2 pseudogenes are annotated in these 1,346 nt (G+C 54.1%); both read left to right on the top strand.

The features are described 5' to 3' along the window. Positions 1–54: 54 nt before the first annotated feature. Positions 55–393: pseudogene (locus tag RMSM_RS35555) on the top strand (nicotinate-nucleotide diphosphorylase (carboxylating)); the annotation flags it as partial. A 105-nt stretch (positions 394–498) separates the two neighbouring features. Further along, positions 499–1,346: pseudogene (locus tag RMSM_RS35550) on the top strand (undecaprenyl-phosphate glucose phosphotransferase); the annotation flags it as partial.

The following is a 1,346-nucleotide window of genomic DNA, read 5'->3' as shown; positions in this document are numbered from 1 at the left end:
TTTGGCACTTGCCGGTGATTCATCGGGACCGATAGCCGCCAGCACCGCAGCAAGAAAGCGATTCAGTGGCGAGGCGCCAACGTGGACCATCTGGTAGCGCCGACGATGGTTGAGATCGAAGTCGATTCGCTCGAGCAATTTCGCGACGTGATCTCGACAACCCCCGACATTATATTGCTCGACAATTTCTCGCTCGATGATTTGCGTGAAGCCGTTGCGATTCGCGACCAGCAAAACTCGGCTGTCGAACTCGAAGCCTCGGGGAACGTCACGATCGATACGATTGGCGATATCGCTAAAACCGGTGTAGAGCGAATTAGTAGTGGCGCTTTGACACATCAAGCGACATGGTTGGACCTCGGTTTCGACTGGTTCGATCAATCATTGAGCTAGGTTTTTGTACAGTCGCGATCGAGCTGGACTCTCACTCTTTGGTTCAGCGAGAGTTCGGCTGCGTTTGCACAAAATCCGATACGCCCAATCGACCGGAAATGATTCATGCGGTTACCCATTCTCCCTCATCGCCATTGGTGGGATTTCTTTCAACCGTGTCTTGATGCTGCTGGAGTGATCGCATCGTTGGCGACCGTCAAATGGATCGCCCGCGGCTGGGTCGACGACACGACGCTGGCGATGGGACTGATCGCTGTGATCGTATTCTTGCTAACTGGGCATTTGACAGGGCTGTACCGCAAATCGCACGCAGGTTCGGCCAACATGGAGATGTCCAGCATCGTGGGTGCTTGGAGCATGACGGTTCTGGTGCTCGCGTTGTTAGCATTTGCCACCCGCTACGGACAAGAATTCGCTCGTTCGGTCATGCTTTGCTGGATTATCCTGACGCCAACGGTGATCGGGTTGGGGCGAATGTGTTTGCGGATTATCCAACAAGGATTGTTGCATCGAGGCATTGGCACCCGCCGGATTGCGGTCGCTGGACTGAACGAGTTAGGTGTTCAAATGGCTGAGAATGTCCAGCACGATCCATCGCTGGGCTTTCAAATGGTTGGCTTTTTTGACGACCGCAACGAATTCCGATCCGACGACGCGTCGGCGAGCCCCCCGTTTTCGCTCGAAGGCGATTTGACGGAAATGGTCGAAAAAGCACGTCGTGGTGAAATTGACACAATCTTTATCACGCTGCCAATGCGGGCCGAGGATCGCATTCGCTATTTGCTTGAACAACTCAGCGACTCGACGGCGTCGGTCTATATCGTCCCCGACTTTTTTGTATTCGAACTCCTGCATTCACGTTGGACCAGCATGGGTGGCATCCCTGCGGTCAGCGTGTTCGAGAATCCACTTTTCGGTGTCGACGGCGTGATCAAGCGATTGACTGACGTCGC

The organism is Rhodopirellula maiorica SM1 (genome assembly GCF_000346295.1).
Lineage (GTDB): Bacteria > Planctomycetota > Planctomycetia > Pirellulales > Pirellulaceae > Novipirellula > Novipirellula maiorica.
This window is presented reverse-complemented; position numbering and strand designations above follow the sequence as displayed.